The following is a 17,402-nucleotide window of genomic DNA, read 5'->3' as shown; positions in this document are numbered from 1 at the left end:
CCGTCCTCCGTCCCGCGGCCGCACCGTCGCGCCCGCTCCGCTCCGGACGCTACTCCGGTCGCCCGTCCGCGTCACCGTCGGATCCGCCCGCGGCGCCGCCGACCGCGAGCCGGTCTCGCGCGACCCGCATCCGCGGACCGGCCTCCCGACGCTCCGCGCCGACGCGTGTGCCGGACCGGCCCGCACGTTAGGCTCGATCTCGATGCGAGGGGTGCTGCTGTGAGGGACGAACGCGGGGACGACGGCTCGAACGAGGGGCTCGGCGACCGCCCGACCCGGCGGAGCCCGCGGCAGGCGCCGCACGCGCTGCCCGCGGCACGCGTCGCCACTCCGGTCCTCACGCCCGTCCGCCCCGTGCGGCGCCGCCGGGGCCGTGTCTTCCGCGCGACCGTCAGCACGGTCGCCCTCGCCGCCATCGCGGGCCTCGTGGCGGTCTCCGCGCTCCCCGCCTACTCCTTCGACCCGGCACCCGATTCGCAGGCCGCCGTCGAGGCCGCCGCCCGCGTGCAGGCGCTCGGCAACCAGAAGCTCACCGTCGCGCCGACCGCGGTCCAGGAGCAGGTCATCCGCGACTCCTTCACCGCACCGACCCAGGCCCAGCTCGACGAGGCGGCCGCCCAGGCGCGCGCGCTCGCCGCTGCCGAGCAGGCCGCCCGCGACGCCGAGACCGCCCGCCTCGCCCAGGAGGCGCAGGCCGCGGCAGGCACGACCGGCGCGGACGGCGCCGCCGCGGGCAGCGGCGGCACCAGCACCTCGGTCACGCCCCGCGAGGAGGGCGACGACTACCCCTGGCGCGACCAGCTCACCGACGACCAGGGCGGCGGCCTCTCGCCGCTGCGGTACTACTACCGCGAGTGCGTCGACTTCGTCGCCTGGCGGATCAACCGCGACCAGGGCTCGACGAGCGCACCCTTCAAGTGGACCTGGGGCAACATGACCCCGGGCGGAGGCAGCGCCTACGCGTGGGCCGGCCAGTGGGCCTCCCACGGCTGGGTGACCAGCAGCACGCCCGTCCCCGGCGCGGTCGCCTGGTTCACCGGCAACCACGTCGCCTACGTGCAGGCCGTCAACTCCGACGGCACGGTCTCGCTCGAGGAGTACAACTGGGGCAACGACCACGCGTACCACAAGCGCACCATCCCGGCCTCCCAGGTCGCCCTCTTCCTCTACCCGCCGAGCTGATGACCGGCGCCGTCGGCATGGCCGTGGCGCAGTTCGCCCCCTCGACGGACCGGGAGGCGAACATCGCGACGATCGGGCGCCTGGCCCGGATCGCCGCCGAGCGCGGCGCGAGCATGGTGGTGCTGCCGGAGTACAGCTCCGCCTTCACCGATCCGCTCGGGCCCGAGCTGGTCGCGGCGGGCGAGGCGCTCGACGGCCCGTTCGTCACGGCTCTCGCGGCGCTCGCGCGCGAGCTCCGGATCCACCTCGTGGCGGGCATGGTCGAGGCGGTGGACGGGCGCCGCATCGCGAACACGCTCGTCGCGCTCGACCCCGAGGGCGCGCTCGTGGCCCGCTACCGCAAGCTGCACCTGTACGACGCCTTCGGCCAGACCGAGTCGGAGTGGGTCGCCGCGGGGGAGATCGCCGCACCCGAGACGTTCGAGGTCGGCGGCCTCGTCGTCGGGCTGCAGACCTGCTACGACCTGCGCTTCCCGGAGGTCAGCCGCTGGCTGGTCGACGCCGGGGTCGACGTCATCGCGGCACCGGCCGAGTGGGTGCGCGGCCCGCTCAAGGAGGCGCACTGGCGGACGCTGGTCACCGCCCGCGCGCTCGAGAACACGGTGTACCTCGTCGCAGCCGACCAGACCCCGCCGATCGGGGTCGGCACGAGCATGATCGTCGATCCGATGGGCGTCGAGACCGTCACCCTCGGCGAGGTCGAGGATGTCGCCGTCGCCTGGGTCTCGCGCGAGCGGATCGACGCGGCGCGCGCGAAGAACCCCGCTCTGGCGCTGCGGCGCTTCCGGGTGCTGCCGCTCTGACCGCCGCCCCGGCCCGACGGCGCCGGGCATCCGACCGAATCCGCTGAGGCCGGCTCCTCAGCGCGCCATGCGGGCGAGGCCCGCGACCGCCGTCTCCAGCACCTCGAACCGCTTGCAGAAGGCGAAGCGGACGAGCGAGCGGTAGGGAGCGGCGTCCTCGGGGCGGCAGAACGCCGACACGGGCACCGCCACCACTCCCGCGAGATCCGGGAGCGCCCGGCAGAGCGCGACCCCGTCGTCGTAGCCGAGCGGTGCCGCGTCCGCGACGACGAAGTAGCCGCCCGAGGAGGGCGCGACGCCGAAGCCCGCAGCAGCCAGGCCCGCCGACAGCAGGTCCTTCTTGGCCGCAAGAGTCTGCGCCGCGCCGGTGAAGAAGGCGTCCGGGAGCCCGAGCCCGAGGGCGACGGCCCCCTGGAACGTCGAGCCGCTGACGTAGGTGAGGAACTGCTTCACGGCGAGGACGGCCGTGATCAGCTCGCGCGGGCCCGTCACCCAGCCGATCTTCCAGCCCGTGGTGCTGAAGGTCTTGCCCGCCGAGGAGACGGACAGCGTCCGCTCGAAGGCTCCGGGAAGGGAGGCCAGCGGGACGTGCGGGGTGTCGAAGCGCAGGTGCTCGTAGACCTCGTCCGTCAGGATCACGGCGTCGTGCCGCTCGGCGAGCCGCACGATCAGCTCGCGGGTCTCGGCCGGGAGGACGGCACCGGTCGGGTTGTGCGGGTCGTTCACCAGGATGACGCGCGTGCGGTCGCTCACTGCGGCGGTCAGCTCGTCGTGGTCGACCGCGAAGGAGGGGCCGCGCAGGAGCACGGTGCGATGCACCCCTCCGGCGAGGGCGATCAGGGCTCCGTAGGCGTCGTAGTGGGGAGTGAAGGTGACGACCTCGTCGCCCGGCTCGAGCAGGCCCAGCAGAGCCGCGGCCAGGGCCTCGGTGGCGCCCGTGGTGACGAGGACCTCGCCGTCGGGGTCGAGGGCGATCCCGGAGAAGCGCAGCCGGTGCGCGGCGATCGCCTCGCGCAGGACGGGGAAGCCGGGACCCGGCGGGTACTGGTTGAGCCCGGACGCGATGGCGTCGCGCGCGGCGTCGAGGATCTCGCGCGGGCCGTCCTCGTCCGGGAAGCCCTGGCCGAGGTTCACCGCTCCGGTGCGCAGGGCGAGCGCGCTCATCTCGCTGAAGACGGTGGCGGCGACCTCGCCGCCGGGGCCGAGGAGGCCGGCGCCCGCCGCGGCGCGGGACCAGGATCCGGGAATGCTCACGTGCCCAGTGTGCCCGCTCGAGCAGTCCGGCCGGTTTCATTTCCCGCTCGCAGGCCCGTCATAAGAAACCCCCAGGTACGATCGCCAAGCTATCCCCGCTTGGAAGGAGCAGCACCCATGACCGAGAGTCACGAGGGTCCTCGTCAGCCGGAGGAACCCACCACGCCGACGGAGTCCGGCGCCCGAGAGGCGACCGAGCGCACCCCCGGCGAGAGCTCCGGAGCGTCGTCCTCGACCACCGGGCCCACCGAGCCGATCCACCGGGGCGGAGCGCACCGCGAGAGCGAGAACCCGACCGTCCCCTACCCCTCCTCCTCGGCCCCCCAGCCGCCGTACACGCCGAACGCGACGGCCGGCAACGAGGCGCAGCCCGTCTCCCAGCCCGCCCGCTACGGGCAGTACGCGCCGCCCGCCGCGAACACCCTGCACGGCTCCGAGGAGCCGCCCTCCTCGAGCCCCTTCGGCCCGGGCGCCGAGTACACCCCCGCCCCCACCGCCACGAAGCGCCGAGCCGGAGTGGGCGTCGTCGCGGCGCTCGCCATCGGCGCGGTCGTGGGCGGAGTCGCGGGAGCCGGCGTGTTCGGCCTCTGGTCCGCCTCCAACGGCGGCGGGACCCGCGTGGTCTCCGCCGGCGGCTCGCAGACGATCACGGTCAACAACGCCGAGGACGCGACGACCGCCACCGCGGTCGCCGCCAAGGCCACTCCGAGCGTCGTCACCATCGCGGTGAGCGGCAGCTCGTCCGCCGGCACCGGATCGGGCATCGTGCTCTCGAAGGACGGCTACGTCCTGACCAACACCCACGTGGTCACCCTCGACGGCGAGATCGCGAACGGCGCCGTCTCGGTCACGACCAGCGACGGCCGGATCTTCGACGCGACCGTCGTCGGCACCGACCCGACCCTCGACCTCGCCGTCATCAAGCTGACCGGCGCGACCGACCTCAGCCCGATGACGTTCGCGGACTCCACCAAGATCAACGTCGGCGACACGGCGGTCGCCATCGGCGCCCCGCTCGGCCTCTCCGGAACCGTGACCGACGGCATCGTCAGCGCGCTCAACCGCAGCATCCAGGTCGCCTCCTCGGCGGCTCCGGACGACTCGGGCGACAGCTCGAGCGGCGGCACCGAGAGCCCGTTCAACTTCGACATCCCGGGCCAGCAGGCGCCGACCCAGGCGAAGAGCACCATCTCGCTGCCCGTCATCCAGACCGACGCGGCGATCAACCCGGGCAACTCCGGCGGCGCGCTGCTCGACAGCGACGGCGAGCTGATCGGCGTGAACGTCGCGATCGCGAGCGCCGGCCAGTCCTCCTCGAGCGGCCAGTCCGGCAACATCGGAGTCGGATTCGCGATCCCCAGCGCGATCGCCGAGCGCATCGCGAAGGAGATCATCGCGAACGGCTCCGCCTCGCACGGCCTGCTCGGCGCGAGCGTCTCCGACTCGACCGCGGACGTCCTGGGCGCCCGCATCGAGGAGGTCTCCGGAGGCGGTGCCGCGCAGGCGGCCGGTCTCGCCAAGGGCGACATCATCACCGCGATCGACAGCACTCCGATCACGAGCGCGTCCGACCTCACCGCGCAGGTCCGCGCGCAGGCCGCGAACGCCGCGGTCGAGCTGACCTACGTCCGCAACGGCCAGAGCTACCAGGCGAAGGCGACGCTCGGCCAGATGGCCGCCGGCTGACCCTCCGCCGCCGCGCACAGCCCCTCGAGGATCCGTCCCCGGGGGGCTGTGCTCCGCCGCCGCGCACAGCCCCTCGAGGATCCGTCCCCGGGGGGCTGTTCCGCGTCCGGGCCCGGCCCGGGGCGCGGCGCTCCCCGCTGGTAGGGTGGTGGATCCCTGCGCCCGCGCTCCTCCCGCACGAACTGGACCCATGCAGCACGAGATCCCGGAAGACGACCTCTCCGACCTGCCCGGCGTCTCCTACGTCATGCCCGTCCTCAACGAGGTCGCCCACGTGCGCGCCGCGGTCGACTCGCTGCTGCACCAGGACTACACCGGCCCCTTCGACGTCGTCCTCGCCGTCGCCCCGAGCATCGACGGCACGGAGCAGCTCGTCGCCGAGCTGAGCGCGGCCGACCCGCGGATCCGCGTCGTGCCGAACGAGGTCGGCTCCACTCCTGCGGGCCTCAACGCCGCGATCCGCGCCTCGCGCCACCCGGTCGTCGTCCGGGTCGACGCGCACTCCGTCCTGCCGCCCGAGTACGCGCGCACGGCGGTCGAGGCGCTGCAGCGCTCCGGAGCGGCGAACGTCGGCGGAGTGATGGCGGCGGAGGGCCTCACCCCGTTCCAGCGCGCGGTCGCCCGGGCCTACGGCTCCCGCATCGGGCTGGGCGGCACGCCCCACCACGTGGGAGGCGAGGAGGGCCCGGCCGACACGGTGTACCTCGGCGTCTTCCGCCGCTCCGCCCTCGAGCGCGCCGGCCTGTTCGACGAGCGCTTCAAGCGCGGGCAGGACTGGGAGCTGAACCGGCGGCTGCGCGAGCGCGGCGAGGTCGTCTGGTTCACTCCGCGCCTCACCGTCACCTACCGGCCGCGGCCCTCGATGCGCGCGCTGCTCCGGCAGTTCCTCTCGACCGGGATGTGGCGGGGCGAGCTCACCCGGATGTTCCCGGCCTCGCGGTCGCTGCGCTACTTCGCTCCGCCCGTGCTCGTCGCGATGCTCGCGATCGGGCTGCTCGTCGGGCTGGCGGGAGTCGTCCAGGTGCTCGCCGGAGCCGCGCCCTGGCTCCTGCTCGGGTTCGCGGTGCCCGCCGCCTACCTCCTCCTGGTGGCGGCGGCCACTCTCGTGGTCGCGCGGCCGGACGGCGCGCGTGCGATGCTGTGGTTCGCCGTGGTCATCCCGGCGGTCCACGTGGCCTGGGGGACCGGCTTCGTGCTCGGCTTCGCCGGGCTGACCAGCAACATCTCCGCCCACCGCCACCAGCCGCGGTCCGACTCGCCGAGGGGCGCATGACCACGACGACGAGACCCCGCTCCATCGCCGAGCTGCGCGCCGTCGCGCAGCCCCCGGAGGTGCGCGGGCGCCGCAACGCCGAGCACTGGACGGCGTCGCTCTACCTGCGCCGCTTCTCGCCCTACCTGACCTGGCTGCTGCTGAAGACCTCGATCTCGGCGAACGGCGTCACCGGGCTGATGATCCTGGTCGGCTGGAGCGCGGCGGCAGCCCTCCTGATCCCGGGGATCGCCGGAGCGGCGCTGGCGCTGCTCCTCGGCCAGCTGCAGATGCTGGTGGACTGCTGCGACGGCGAGGTCGCGCGCTGGCGCCGCACGTCCTCGCCGGCGGGCGTGTTCCTCGACAAGGTCGGGCACTACACGACCGAGGCGCTGATCCCGATCGCGCTCGGACTGCGGGCGGCGGGCGTCCCGTTCGAGGCGCCGGCGGACTTCCTCTGGACGACGATCGGCTTCGCCCTGGCCCTGGTGATCGTCCTCAACAAGGCGCTCAACGACATGGTGCACGTGGCGCGCGCGAACGCCGGTCTCACGAAGCTGGCGGACACGAAGGGCGAGGCGGTGCCGTCCTCGTCCGGGCTGGCGGGGCTTCGCCGCGCGGCCCGCTTCCTGCCCTTCCACCGCCTCTACCACTCCGTCGAGCTGACGATGCTGGCCTTCGCGACCGCCCTCGTGGGCCTCGTCGTCGGAGCGGGCACGGCCGACCGGGTCCTCGTCGGGGCGCTGCTGCCGCTCGCCCTCCTCGCCCTGGTCGGCCACTTCGTCGCGATCATGGCGTCCAAGCGTGTCCGCTCCTGAGCCGCGGGTCGCCGTCGTCGTCCTGACGCAGGGGACCCGGCCCGACGACCTCGCCGCGGGGCTGGCCGGCGTCCTCGCGCAGGAGGGCGTCGAGCTGGACGTCGTCTGCGTCGGCAACGGCTGGGAGCCCGACGGCCTGCCCGAGGGAGTGCGCGCCCTGGCGCTGCCCGAGAACCTCGGCATCCCCGCGGGCCGGAACGCCGGAGTCGACGCCGTCGCGGGGGAGTACCTCTTCTTCCTCGACGACGACGCCCGGATCCCGTCTCCCCGCTTCCTCGTCGACGCGATCGCGCTGCTCGCCTCGAACCGCCGCATCGGCCTGGTGCAGCCCCGCGTCGACAGCACGGACGGCACGCCGAGCCCAAGGCGCTGGATCCCGCGGATCCTCAAGGGCGACCCCCGCCGCTCCGGCCCCGTCTTCTCGGTCTGGGAGGGAGCGGTCGTGCTGCGGCGCGACGTGTTCGCCCGGACGGGCGGCTGGGCGGCTCCGTTCTTCTACGCGCACGAGGGCATCGAGCTGGCCTGGCGGGTCTGGGACACGGGTCGCACCGCCTGGTACGCGGGAGAGCTCGTCGCCCAGCACCCGGTCATCCAGCCGACCCGTCACGCCGACTACTACCGGCTGAACGCGCGCAACCGCGTCTGGCTCGCCCGCCGCAATCTCGCCGCACCTCTGGCGCTCGTCTACGTGGGGTCCTGGACCGCGATCCAGTGCCTCCGCTGGCGGCGCGACCCGGCCGCCCTGCGCGCCTGGTTCGCCGGCTGGCGGGAGGGATGGCGCTCGGATCCGGGCGGCCGGCGCGTCCTCTCGGCCCGCACGGTGCTCCGGATGGCGTTCGCCGGGCGTCCGCCGATCGTCTAGCATCGGGGAATCCGCCCCCGCCGGGGCCCCCGAAAGGACGACGGTGTTCGATTCGACCCAGCTCTCCCCGCCCGAGCGCGCCGAGGCGGAGGCGACCCCTGCCGGACCGGACCTCCTGACGGCGGTCCGCGAGCGCCTCGGCGCCGTCGACGACGAGTTCTCCGGCCGCCTCGACGAGCACCTCCCGCGCCTGGTCGATCTGCTCGCCACGGTGTACGCCGGCCGCGACGACCTCGAGGACCAGCTGGTCGCGATCGTCGAGCTCGCCGCCGCCTCCTGGGAGGAGCGGCCCGAGGAGCTCCGCGCGCTCGACCGCGCCCGCGAGCAGCACCCGACCTGGTTCCTCTCGAACAAGGCTCTGGGCGGGGTCTGCTACGTCGACCGCTACGCGGGCGACCTCGAGGGGCTGCGCGCCGAGATCCCGTACCTCCGCGAGATCGGCCTGAACTACCTGCACCTGATGCCGCTCTTCGATGCGCCCGAGGGCGAGTCGGACGGGGGCTACGCGGTCTCGAGCTACCGGCGCGTGCGGCCGGACCTCGGCGACATGGAGCAGCTCCGCGGGCTGGCCTCCGAGCTGCGCGAGCAGGGCATCGCACTCGTGGTCGACTTCGTCTTCAACCACACCTCGAACGAGCACGAGTGGGCGCAGCGCGCGCTCGCCGGCGAGCAGCGCTTCGAGGACTACTACTGGATCTACCCGGACCGGGAGCAGCCCGACGCCTTCGAGCGCACGACGCGCGAGATCTTCCCGGACGACCATCCCGGCTCCTTCGTTCAGCTGGAGGACGGGCGCTGGGTCTGGGCCACGTTCCACCGCTACCAGTGGGACCTCAACTACTCCAACCCCGAGGTGTTCCGGGCGATGGCGGGAGAGATGCTCTTCCTCGCCAATCAGGGCGTCGACGCCCTGAGGATGGACGCGGTCGCGTTCATCTGGAAGGAGCTCGGCACCACCTGCGAGTCGCAGCCGCAGGCGCACTTGCTGCTGCGCGCGTTCAACGAGGTCTGCCGCCTGGCCGCTCCGGCGCTGCTGTTCAAGTCCGAGGCGATCGTGCACCCCGACGAGGTGATCGAGTACATCGACGTCGAGGAGTGCCAGCTCTCGTACAACCCGCTGCAGATGGCGCTCACCTGGGAGGCGCTCGCCACCCGTGACGTCCGTCTCCTCTCGCAGGCCCTCGAGCGCCGGCACGCCCTCCCCGAGGGCACGGCCTGGGTCAACTACGTGCGCGGGCACGACGACATCGGCTGGACCTTCGCCGACGAGGACGCCGCCGAGCTCGGGATCGACGCGGCCGGCCACCGCCGGTTCCTCAACGACTTCTACACGGACCGGTTCGACGGCACGTTCGCCCGCGGAGTGCCGTTCCAGGAGAATCCGCGCACCGGCGACCGCCGCGTCTCGGGCACCACCGCGTCCCTCGCCGGAGTGGAGGCGGGCGACGCCTACGGGATCGACCGCGTGCTGCTCGCGCACTCGATCGCCCTGAGCACCGGCGGGCTGCCGCTGCTCTACCTCGGCGACGAGGTCGGCCAGCTCAACGACCACGGCTACCTCGACGATCCGACGACGGCCGGCGACTCGCGCTGGGTGAACCGTCCCCGCCGCCCCGCGGAGCGCTACGACGAGCGCGAGGTCCCGGGGACGGCCGCGAGCGAGGTCTTCGGCGGGCTGCTGCACCTCATCGCCGTGCGCAAGGCCGTTCCGATGTTCGCGGGCACCGAGCTGAGCGTCTTCGACCCGGTCAACGACCACGTGCTCGGCTACCAGCGCCCCGGCGACGGGGAGTCGGTGCTCGTGCTCGCGAACGTGTCGGACGAGGTCCAGGAGGTCGCGGCCGAGCGGTTCGTCGGGTTCGCCGCGGAGGCGGTCGACCTGGTCACCGAGATCGCGGTCGACCTGCGCGAGGGCTTCCGTCTCGCTCCGCTGCAGTTCGTCTGGCTGAGGGTGACCCCGGCCTGATCGGCCCGCGCGACGCCCCCGGCGCGGGGGCCGTCGCCGGTACCCTGGGGCGGATGACTCCCGCTCCCCGTGCCCTGATCGCCCGCCTCCGCACCGACGCGCGACTCGCGCGCAAGGTGGGCGGCGAGCTGCTCGCGGCTCGCCGGGCCCGCCACGCGGTGACCCGGCTGCTCGCGGAGCGCGGGCCGCTGCCCGAGGGCCGGTTCGAGATCGGCGTCTACTTCGCCGACGGCGACATCAACCTGTACCAGCTGCGGCAGTGGTACCGGCCGCTGGCCGAGCTGGCGGAGACGCACCCGGTCGTGCTGCTCAGCCGCAACGCCGGCGCCGCGGAGGTGCTGCTGCGCGAGAGCCCGGTCCCGGTCGCCTACGTCCGCTCCGTCGCCGACCTCGAGAGCACCATCGCGAGCCAGCCGCTGCGGATCGTGCTCTACGTCAACCAGAACGCCCGCAACTTCCAGATGATGCGCTACGGGCGCCGCTGGCACGTCTTCGTCAATCACGGCGAGAGCGACAAGATGTACATGACGACGAACCAGTTCAAGGCGTACGACTACAGCATGATCGCCGGGGACGCCGCCCTCGCCCGGCTGCGCCGCGTGCTCTGGGACTACGACTTCGACAGGCGCGCCCTCGCCATCGGCCGTCCTCAGGCGGACCACTTCGCCGGCGCCGTGCCGTTCACGCCCGACGAGCGCCGCGTGGTGCTCTACGCGCCGACCTGGGAGGGCGACCGCCCCGCCGCGGGCTACGGCTCGATCCGGAGCCACGGCACGGCCCTCGTGCGCGGGCTCCTGGCCGACCCGCGGTTCCGGCTCGTCTACCGCCCGCATCCCCGCAGCGGCGCGGTCGACTCCGACTACGCCGCGGCCGACCGGGCGATCGTCGCGATGATCGCCGCCGCCAACGCGGCCGATCCGCGCGCCGGTCACGTGCACGACACCGGTGCCGAGCTCGGCTGGCAGCTCGCCGCCGCCGACCTCGCGATCCTCGACGTGTCGGCGATGGTCTACGACCGGCTGGCCACGGGGCGCCCGCTGCTGGTCACCCGGCCCGTCAGCGCCGAGGCCGAGGTCGACGAGAGCGGCTACCTCGGCGACGCGGAGTGGCTGCACGCCGAGGACGCCTCCGCGATCATCGCGCGGATCGACAGCGCCGAGCACGATCCGGAGTCGGTCGAGCGGCTGGAGCGCTGGGTGCACCGCTACTTCGGCGACACGTCGCCCGGAGCGGCCACGCGGCGCTTCCACGAGGCGATCGAGCACCTGCTCACCGAGTGGGAGCGGCACGCCGCTCTGCACCGGGGCGACGGCGCGGTCGACGACCACGATCCGGAGGGCTGAGCGGGCGGGAGCACCGCTCGAACGGCCGCGTCAAGGGTGGGCCGGTCGCCGGGCGGCCTCCCGGTGCCCCGCTACGCTCGTCCCATGATGACCCCGCGCGCCTTCGCCCGCTCCCGCCGGCGCCGGTCGGCACCCGCCCAGCCCGCGGTCGAGCCGGACATCGTGGTCTCCGCCGACCCGGAGAAGCCGGTCTTCACGATCCGCTCCTTCCGCATCGGCCTGTTCGGCGCGCTCGGCGTGCTGGTGGCGCTCGTCCTGGGCGGCCTCGTCGTGCAGCTGGGCACGGTGCTGACCTACATCTTCGTGGCGCTGTTCTTCGCGCTCGGCCTCGATCCGCTGGTCTCCTGGCTCGAGAGCAAGCGCCTGCCGAGGCCGCTCGCGATCACGGCGGTCTTCGCCGCGGTGGTGCTGATCTTCGCCGGCCTGCTGGTCTACATCATCCCGATCCTGGTCGAGCAGCTGACGATGTTCGTCACGAGCGCCCCGCAGATCGTCACCGACATCGCCTCGCAGCAGTGGGTGCTCGACCTCGAGCAGCAGCTGCGCGGCGTGATCGACATCGACGAGCTGATCGAGAGCGTCCAGAGCTTCATCGGCAACCCCAACAACCTGCTCTCGCTCGGCGGCGGACTGATCGCGGTCGGGACCGGGATCGCCAGCGGCGTGACCGGCGCCGTCATCGTGCTGATCCTGACGCTGTACTTCCTCGCGTCGCTGCGCTCGATGAAGGCCGTCGCCTACCGCTTCGCCCCCGCCTCGCACCGCGCGAAGGCGCACGAGGTCGGCGACGAGATCACCGGCGCCGTGGGCCGCTACGTGGTCGGCCAGGTCTCGCTCGCCGGCGTGAACGGCGTGCTCACGTTCATCCTGCTGCTCTCGATCGGCGCCCCGGTGCCGGCGCTGCTGGCCTGCGTCGCGTTCCTCGGCTCCCTGATCCCGCTGGTCGGCACGCTCTCGGGCGCCGTGATCATCTCGCTCGCCTGCCTCCTGGCCTCGCCGCTGACCGCGCTGGTCGCCGCGATCTACTACCTCGTCTACATGCAGGTCGAGGCGTACCTCCTCAGCCCCCGCATCATGAACAAGGCCGTCTCGGTCCCCGGTGCGGTCGTCGTGATCGCGGCGGTGGCGGGCGGCACCATCGCGGGCGTGCTCGGCGCCCTGGTCGCGATCCCGGTCGCGGCCTCGGTGATCATCGTCGTGCAGAAGGTCGTCTTCCCCCGTCAGGACGCCAAGTAGCGGACCGCACCGCGACGGCCGGTCCGCTCAGCGCCAGGGCGGCACCGCGCCGTCGACCGCAGCGCTGAAGCGGCGGACCGACTCCGGGACCGCGACGCCCTCCTCCGTCGGCACCGGCGCGAGCGTGCGGGTGACCAGCGGCACGACGCCCGCCCAGACCCCGGCCTCCGGCTCGTCGCCGGCTCCGTGCGCGCGCACCTTCAGGCTCGCCTCGGCCAGGGGGAGGCGCAGCACCAGCGTGGCCGCGATCTCGCGGGCGGTGCTCGCTCGCACCTCCTCGTCGCGCCCCGGCAGGAGGCGTGCCACCAGCAGATCGAGGGCCCGCGCCTTCTCCTCGCCCTCCAGCACCTCGGCCCGGCCGATCACCATCGCCGAGCGGTAGTTCATCGAGCTGTCGAAGGTGGAGCGGGCGACGACCAGTCCGTCGACCAGCGTGACGGAAGCGGTGAGGAGCGAGTGCCGCGCCGCCTCCCGCAGCAGTCCTCCGCCGCTCGACCCGTGCAGCAGGAGGGAGTCGCCGTCGCGGGCGAAGAGGATCGGCAGCACGATCGCGGCGCCGTCCCGCACGACGGCGACGTGGGCGACGAGCGCCTCGTCGAGCAGGGCGTGCAGCTCGGCGGGATCGGTGCGCTGGCGGTCGCGGAGACGGGAGACGCGGGTGCGGTCGGTGACGGGGAGGCTGTCCATGTCGGAATCGTCCCGCGCCGACTGGATCTGCCAGGATGCCACTGGGCCGCGATCGGAGTGGTCCAGAGCGGAGCGGTCGATGGCGTCGGGCGATCTGGAGATCCCGCTCCTCCTCGGGCCGTCGCCGCGCGGCTCGGTCCGCGCCGGGCTCGCCGAGGCGCTGCGCCAGGCGGTGCTGGACGGGCGCTACCGGGCGGGCGATCCGATCCCGTCGAGCCGCGTGCTCGCCGAGCGGCTCGGCGTCTCGCGGGGCTCCGTCGTCGCCGCGGTGGACCAGCTGGTGGGGGAGGGCTACCTCGTCGCCCACCCGCGCGCAGCGGTGACGGTCGCCTCCGACGGACTGCTGGCGCCGGCGCCGCAGGAGCCGCGGCCGGAGTACCGGGAGACCGTCGTCCCGCCCGCCGCGGCGGACCTGAGGCCGGGCCGGCCGGACACCCGCGCCCTCGACACCCCGGAGTGGCGGGCCGCCTGGCGCCTGGCGCTCGCCTCGCCGCCCTCGGCGCCTCCTCGGGGTTCCGGGGACCCGGCCCTGCGGGAGCAGATCGCCGAGCAGCTGCGCCGGTCCCGCGGCGTCGACGTGCAGGCGTCGGACATGGTGGTGACCAGCGGCACCGCGGGCGCCGTCGCGCTCCTGGCCCGCGCCGCCTCGGCCTCGCTCGGACGCGAGGTGCGCGTCGCCGTCGAGGACCCCGGCTACCCGGCCGTCCGGCGCCGCCTGCGCGCCGACGGGCACGAGGTCGTCGGCGTCCCGGTGCGCGGCGACGGCATCGACCTCGACGCTCTCGCGAGCTCCGGCGCGGACGTGGTCGTCGTGACTCCGTCGCACCAGTACCCGACCGGAGGCAGGCTCGCCCTCGCCGAGCGCCTGGAGCTGGTGCGCCGCGCGTCGGCCGGCCCCCTGCTCGTGGTGGAGGACGACTACGACAGCGAGTTCCGCTACGTCGGCGCCCCGCTGCCCGCGCTCGCCTCGCTCGACTCCGGCGGCGGAGTCGCCCATGTCGGGTCGTTCTCGAAGACCGTCTCGCCGTGGCTCCGCATCGCCTACCTGGCCGTTCCGCCGGCGTCCTGGCTCCGCGGGGCGCTGGCCGGCCTCGACGACGAGAAGGACGCCTCCGCCTCGGGTCCGACGCAGGCGGCGCTCGCGCAGTTCATGGCGAGCGGGGCGTTCCGGAGGCATCTCACGCGCTCGAGACGGCGCTACGCCCACCGCCGTGAGCTGGTCCACGCATTCGGGGAGTCGGTGCCGTGGGGGCGCGCGAGCGGACTCGACGGGGGTCTGCACGTCGTCCTCTCCCTGCCCGCGCCTCTGGACGCGCACGCCGTCGCGGCCGCGCTGCTCCGGGAGGGACTGCTCGTCGCCACTCTGCACGAGTACGCCCTGTCGGGACGGGCTGCGACCGAGGCGCTGGTCCTCGGCTACGGCCATGTCGGCGACCTCGAGCTCGCTGCGGCGCTGGACCTCGTCGACCGGACCGTCCGCGCGCTCGCCGCCGGGGCCGTCCGTGGTATCCCTGGAGGATGACCCGCGACTCCGCCCTGCACATCACCGACGATCCCGACGCCGACGCGCTGCTCAGCCGCGACCCGCTGGCGCTGCTGATCGGGATGCTCCTCGACCAGCAGGTCGCGATGGAGACGGCCTTCTCCGGGCCCCGCAAGATCGAGGAGCGCCTCGAGGCGGAGGGCGCCTCCTTCGACGCCGCGTCGATCGCGGGCTTCGACGAGGACGCGTTCTCGGAGCTCTGCCGGACTCCGCCCGCGATCCACCGCTACCCGGCGAGCATGGCGGGGCGCGTGCAGGTCCTCTGCCGCGCTCTGGTCGACGACTGGGACGGCGACGCCGCGGCGGTCTGGACGCGCGACGAGCCCGACGGCCGCACGGTCCTCGCGCGTCTGAAGGCGCTGCCCGGCTTCGGCGAGCAGAAGGCGCGGATCTTCCTCGCCCTGCTCGGCAAACAGCGCGGATTCTCGGGGGAGGGCTGGCGCGCGGCCGCGGGCGCCTACGGAGAGGAGGGCGCCTTCCGCTCGGTCGCCGACATCGTCTCGCCGGAGTCGCTGACGAAGGTCCGCGCCACCAAGCAGGCCGCGAAGGCCGCCGCCAAGGCGGAGAAGTAGGGCCGGGGGCGGCGGCCGGATGGATCGAGCGCTCGACGACGGTCCCGGTCGCCGTCTCCGCAGTCGCAGGCCGAGCAGCCCGACCCGATGATCCCCGCCGCCACCGCCCGGCTGCGCTTCCGCGAGATGACCGCTGAGGACCTCCCCGACATGGCGGACCTGCTCGGCGACCCGGTCGTGATGCGGTACTACCCCGCGCCGAAGGACCGCGAGCAGGCGGCCGCCTGGATCGAGTGGACCGGCGCAACTACCGCGAGCACGGCTTCGGGCTGTGGATCGTCGAGACCCTCGACGGCGAGTTCGTCGGCGACTGCGGGTTGACCTGGCAGCGCGTCGACGGCGGGATCGAGCTCGAGGTCGGCTACCACGTGCGGGCCGGTCTGCACGGCCGCGGCTACGCCACCGAGGCGGCTGCGGCCTGCCGCGACCTCGCGCTCGCCCACCGCCTCGCGGGACGACTCGTGGCGCTCGTGCACCCGGACAACGCCGCCTCGAGGCGCGTCGCCGAGAAGACCGGCCTCCGTGTGATCGCCGAGGACCGCGACGGCGGCGGACTCGTCCGCACCGTGCTCGGGATGCCGCTCGTCGGGCTCGGGCGCCGGCCTCGGGAACGCTGACCGAACGCCTCCGACGGCTCCGGACCATCGCGCGCGGAGCAGGCCCTGAGCTGGAGCAGATCCTGAGCTAGATCCGGTCCTCCAGCGCCGCGATCAGCGCCGCGCGGTCCTCACGGAGGATCGAGGCCCCGCCCCCCGGCACGGTCCGCACCTCGACGCCGCGGCCGGCGAGGACGCCGCTCAGCGAGCCGTGGCCCAGCGGGTCCTCCGGCATCACGGCGAGCGTCGGCACGGGGAACGTCTCGGGGGCCTCGGCCGCACCCCGTGCTGTCAGCCCGCCGGCGGAGTCCTGCTCCCAGAGCGCGTGGGCCGACACGTCGAGCTCGATCTGCTCGTCCGTCCAGATCGGGTGGCGGTGGCGGAGGGAGTCGGCGTCGCCCTTCTCGACGTGCGCGACCGAGCCGCCGCGGTGGAGCGCGCTCGTCAGTCCCCGGGCGTCCGAGAACGCGGGGTCGAGCAGGACGAGCCGGTCGGCGCCGTACTCGGGGGCGAGCCGGGCGGCGACGACGGCGCCGAGGCCGTGGCCGATGACGAGATCGGGGGTCTGCAGCACCGAGGCGCGGACGTCCGACGCCCAGCGCTCCGGCGAGTACACGGGCGACGCCGGCGAGCCGCCGTGACCGGCGAGATCGGGGGCCACCACGCGGTAGCCGTGCTCGTGCAGCGTCGGGACCAGGGCGTACCAGATCCGGGAGTCGGAGCCGAGGCCGTGGAGGAGGAGCGCCGTCCGCTCGCCCGTTCCGCCGTAGTCGCGGACGAACAGCGCCAGCGGCTCGGCCGGCGCGGCGGCCAGCGCCTTCCGCTCGGCGCGGGTCGGCTCGAGCACGAGGGTGTTGCCGAACGCCTGCGGTGCCGGCCCGAACGCGTCGCGCGCGCTCTGGATCACCTTGCGGCCCAGCATCGCGTTGCCGACGCCGCCCAGTGCCGCTCCGATCCCGAACGGCATCGCCCGGCCGACCAGGCCCGCGCCCTGCTGGGCGAGGAAGTGCTTGGCGAAGGACTTCTTCGCGCGGTCCGCCAGCTCGCCCACGAGGAAGGACGGCAGGCCCTTCGTGACCACGGAGCCCCAGTACTGGTTGAGGCCGCTGCCCCCGCCGACGGCCTGCCCGGCCACCTGGCGCACCATCTCGCTGCCGGAGGAGCCCATCATCAGCGTGAGCACGAGGGCCCGCGCGCGGTCCGGGTCCTCGAGCGGGATCCCGTGCACCTCCGTCACCGACTGCGCGAAGAGCGCGCTCGCCTCCAGGAACCCTGCGGCTCCCGCGCCGGAGAGAGCCACCGAGGCGGCCGTGCCGATGCCGGGGACGACGGCGGTCGCCCCGATCGCCGCGCCTCCCGCGGCCACGCTCGAGAGGTACTGCCGCTCGAGCGACGTGATGATCTGCTCCGGAGTCGCCCCGGGACGCCGGCGCCGCAGCAGGCGGATGTTCGCCAGCACGGCCGGGCGCTGCACCGCGAGGAGCCGGTCGAGCAGCTTCGCCAGCTGAGCGTTCTCGGAGCCGTCGGCCTGCTCCACCTCGCCGGCCCTCTCCACGGCGCGCTCGCGCTTGCGGTCCTTCTGGGCCATGTCGTGCACTCCTG

16 protein-coding genes are annotated in these 17,402 nt (G+C 74.0%); 13 read left to right on the top strand and 3 right to left on the bottom strand.

The genetic code is table 11. The annotated features are described in order from the left end of the window. Positions 1-219 precede the first annotated feature (219 nt). Together GTU71_RS07170 and GTU71_RS07165 are read left to right on the top strand one after the other, a co-directional pair. On the top strand, positions 220-1,182 hold the full coding sequence (locus GTU71_RS07170) for a CHAP domain-containing protein (RefSeq protein ID WP_104262670.1): 963 nt from the start codon (positions 220-222) through the stop codon (positions 1,180-1,182). Further along, a complete protein-coding gene (locus GTU71_RS07165) occupies positions 1,182-1,985 on the top strand; it encodes a carbon-nitrogen hydrolase family protein (RefSeq protein ID WP_104262671.1) in 804 nt (267 codons plus the stop codon). The genes GTU71_RS07170 and GTU71_RS07165 overlap by 1 nt, the downstream gene beginning before the upstream one ends. Positions 1,986-2,042: 57 nt before the next feature. Here the strand turns inward: GTU71_RS07165 and GTU71_RS07160 are convergent, their stop codons facing one another. Beyond that, positions 2,043-3,239, bottom strand: a complete 1,197-nt coding sequence (locus tag GTU71_RS07160) for an aminotransferase class I/II-fold pyridoxal phosphate-dependent enzyme (RefSeq protein WP_159939559.1) — start codon at positions 3,237-3,239, stop codon at positions 2,043-2,045. A 117-nt stretch (positions 3,240-3,356) separates the two neighbouring features. Between GTU71_RS07160 and GTU71_RS07155 the strand changes: the two genes are divergently transcribed. The 7 genes from GTU71_RS07155 to GTU71_RS07125 all read left to right on the top strand — a co-directional run bounded on the left by GTU71_RS07155 (position 3,357) and on the right by GTU71_RS07125 (position 12,402). After that, the gene (locus tag GTU71_RS07155) at positions 3,357-4,925 is read left to right on the top strand and encodes a trypsin-like peptidase domain-containing protein (RefSeq protein ID WP_104272714.1); all 1,569 of its coding nucleotides are present in this window, start codon (positions 3,357-3,359) and stop codon (positions 4,923-4,925) included. A 190-nt stretch (positions 4,926-5,115) separates the two neighbouring features. Continuing rightward, positions 5,116-6,198, top strand: coding sequence for a glycosyltransferase family 2 protein (locus GTU71_RS07150; protein ID WP_181067779.1), 1,083 nt, complete (start codon positions 5,116-5,118; stop codon positions 6,196-6,198). Beyond that, positions 6,195-6,995, top strand: coding sequence for a CDP-alcohol phosphatidyltransferase family protein (locus GTU71_RS07145; protein ID WP_104223579.1), 801 nt, complete (start codon positions 6,195-6,197; stop codon positions 6,993-6,995). The genes GTU71_RS07150 and GTU71_RS07145 overlap by 4 nt, the downstream gene beginning before the upstream one ends. Continuing rightward, complete coding sequence (locus GTU71_RS07140; RefSeq protein WP_159939558.1) at positions 6,982-7,857, top strand: glycosyltransferase; 876 nt, start codon at positions 6,982-6,984, stop codon at positions 7,855-7,857. The genes GTU71_RS07145 and GTU71_RS07140 overlap by 14 nt, the downstream gene beginning before the upstream one ends. 115 nt (positions 7,858-7,972) lie before the next feature. Then, complete coding sequence (locus GTU71_RS07135) at positions 7,973-9,823, top strand: amylosucrase (protein ID WP_159941132.1); 1,851 nt, start codon at positions 7,973-7,975, stop codon at positions 9,821-9,823. A gap of 53 nt (positions 9,824-9,876) precedes the next feature. Next, on the top strand, positions 9,877-11,166 hold the full coding sequence (locus GTU71_RS07130) for a hypothetical protein (protein ID WP_244229610.1): 1,290 nt from the start codon (positions 9,877-9,879) through the stop codon (positions 11,164-11,166). A gap of 84 nt (positions 11,167-11,250) precedes the next feature. Continuing rightward, positions 11,251-12,402 (top strand): AI-2E family transporter, encoded by a 1,152-nt coding sequence (locus GTU71_RS07125; RefSeq protein WP_244229611.1) that lies wholly within the window; start codon positions 11,251-11,253, stop codon positions 12,400-12,402. A gap of 27 nt (positions 12,403-12,429) precedes the next feature. Here GTU71_RS07125 and GTU71_RS07120 read toward each other — a convergent pair whose 3' ends face one another. Then, positions 12,430-13,089 carry a pyridoxamine 5'-phosphate oxidase family protein gene (locus tag GTU71_RS07120; RefSeq protein ID WP_159939557.1) on the bottom strand — a complete coding sequence of 220 codons (660 nt, stop codon included), beginning with the start codon at positions 13,087-13,089 and terminating at the stop codon, positions 12,430-12,432. 79 nt (positions 13,090-13,168) lie between these two features. On the opposite strand from GTU71_RS07120, the gene GTU71_RS07115 reads away from it, so the two are divergent. The 4 genes from GTU71_RS07115 to GTU71_RS07105 all read left to right on the top strand — a co-directional run bounded on the left by GTU71_RS07115 (position 13,169) and on the right by GTU71_RS07105 (position 15,821). After that, positions 13,169-14,611 carry a PLP-dependent aminotransferase family protein gene (locus GTU71_RS07115; protein ID WP_159939556.1) on the top strand — a complete coding sequence of 481 codons (1,443 nt, stop codon included), beginning with the start codon at positions 13,169-13,171 and terminating at the stop codon, positions 14,609-14,611. Continuing rightward, positions 14,608-15,204, top strand: a complete 597-nt coding sequence (locus tag GTU71_RS07110) for an HhH-GPD-type base excision DNA repair protein (protein ID WP_104283829.1) — start codon at positions 14,608-14,610, stop codon at positions 15,202-15,204. Before GTU71_RS07115 ends, GTU71_RS07110 begins: the two co-directional genes overlap by 4 nt. 87 nt (positions 15,205-15,291) lie before the next feature. Continuing rightward, entirely contained in the window at positions 15,292-15,525 is a 234-nt protein-coding gene (locus tag GTU71_RS16580; RefSeq protein WP_347877621.1) for a GNAT family N-acetyltransferase, read from the top strand. Beyond that, on the top strand, positions 15,438-15,821 hold the full coding sequence (locus GTU71_RS07105; protein WP_347877619.1) for a GNAT family N-acetyltransferase: 384 nt from the start codon (positions 15,438-15,440) through the stop codon (positions 15,819-15,821). The genes GTU71_RS16580 and GTU71_RS07105 overlap by 88 nt, the downstream gene beginning before the upstream one ends. 67 nt (positions 15,822-15,888) lie before the next feature. Here GTU71_RS07105 and GTU71_RS07100 read toward each other — a convergent pair whose 3' ends face one another. Beyond that, positions 15,889-17,388, bottom strand: a complete 1,500-nt coding sequence (locus GTU71_RS07100; RefSeq protein WP_159939555.1) for an alpha/beta hydrolase — start codon at positions 17,386-17,388, stop codon at positions 15,889-15,891. Between the last annotated feature and the right edge of the window lie 14 nt (positions 17,389-17,402).

Origin of the sequence: Rathayibacter sp. VKM Ac-2762 (assembly GCF_009866585.1) — a bacterium.
Taxonomy (GTDB): Bacteria; Actinomycetota; Actinomycetes; order Actinomycetales; family Microbacteriaceae; genus Rathayibacter.
Note: the sequence above shows the minus strand (reverse complement) of the source record. Positions and strands in the feature narration are given on the sequence as shown.

Coding starts and splice junctions, on each gene's coding strand:
- GTU71_RS07165 (WP_104262671.1), top strand. CDS start 1,182: ATGACCGGCGCCGTCGGCATGGCCGTGGCGCAGTTCGCCCCCTCGACG.
- GTU71_RS07155 (WP_104272714.1), top strand. CDS start 3,357: ATGACCGAGAGTCACGAGGGTCCTCGTCAGCCGGAGGAACCCACCACG.
- GTU71_RS07150 (WP_181067779.1), top strand. CDS start 5,116: ATGCAGCACGAGATCCCGGAAGACGACCTCTCCGACCTGCCCGGCGTC.
- GTU71_RS07145 (WP_104223579.1), top strand. CDS start 6,195: ATGACCACGACGACGAGACCCCGCTCCATCGCCGAGCTGCGCGCCGTC.
- GTU71_RS07130 (WP_244229610.1), top strand. CDS start 9,877: ATGACTCCCGCTCCCCGTGCCCTGATCGCCCGCCTCCGCACCGACGCG.
- GTU71_RS07125 (WP_244229611.1), top strand. CDS start 11,251: ATGATGACCCCGCGCGCCTTCGCCCGCTCCCGCCGGCGCCGGTCGGCA.
- GTU71_RS07120 (WP_159939557.1), bottom strand. CDS start 13,089: ATGGACAGCCTCCCCGTCACCGACCGCACCCGCGTCTCCCGTCTCCGC.
- GTU71_RS07115 (WP_159939556.1), top strand. CDS start 13,169: ATGGCGTCGGGCGATCTGGAGATCCCGCTCCTCCTCGGGCCGTCGCCG.
- GTU71_RS07110 (WP_104283829.1), top strand. CDS start 14,608: ATGACCCGCGACTCCGCCCTGCACATCACCGACGATCCCGACGCCGAC.
- GTU71_RS16580 (WP_347877621.1), top strand. CDS start 15,292: ATGATCCCCGCCGCCACCGCCCGGCTGCGCTTCCGCGAGATGACCGCT.
- GTU71_RS07100 (WP_159939555.1), bottom strand. CDS start 17,388: ATGGCCCAGAAGGACCGCAAGCGCGAGCGCGCCGTGGAGAGGGCCGGC.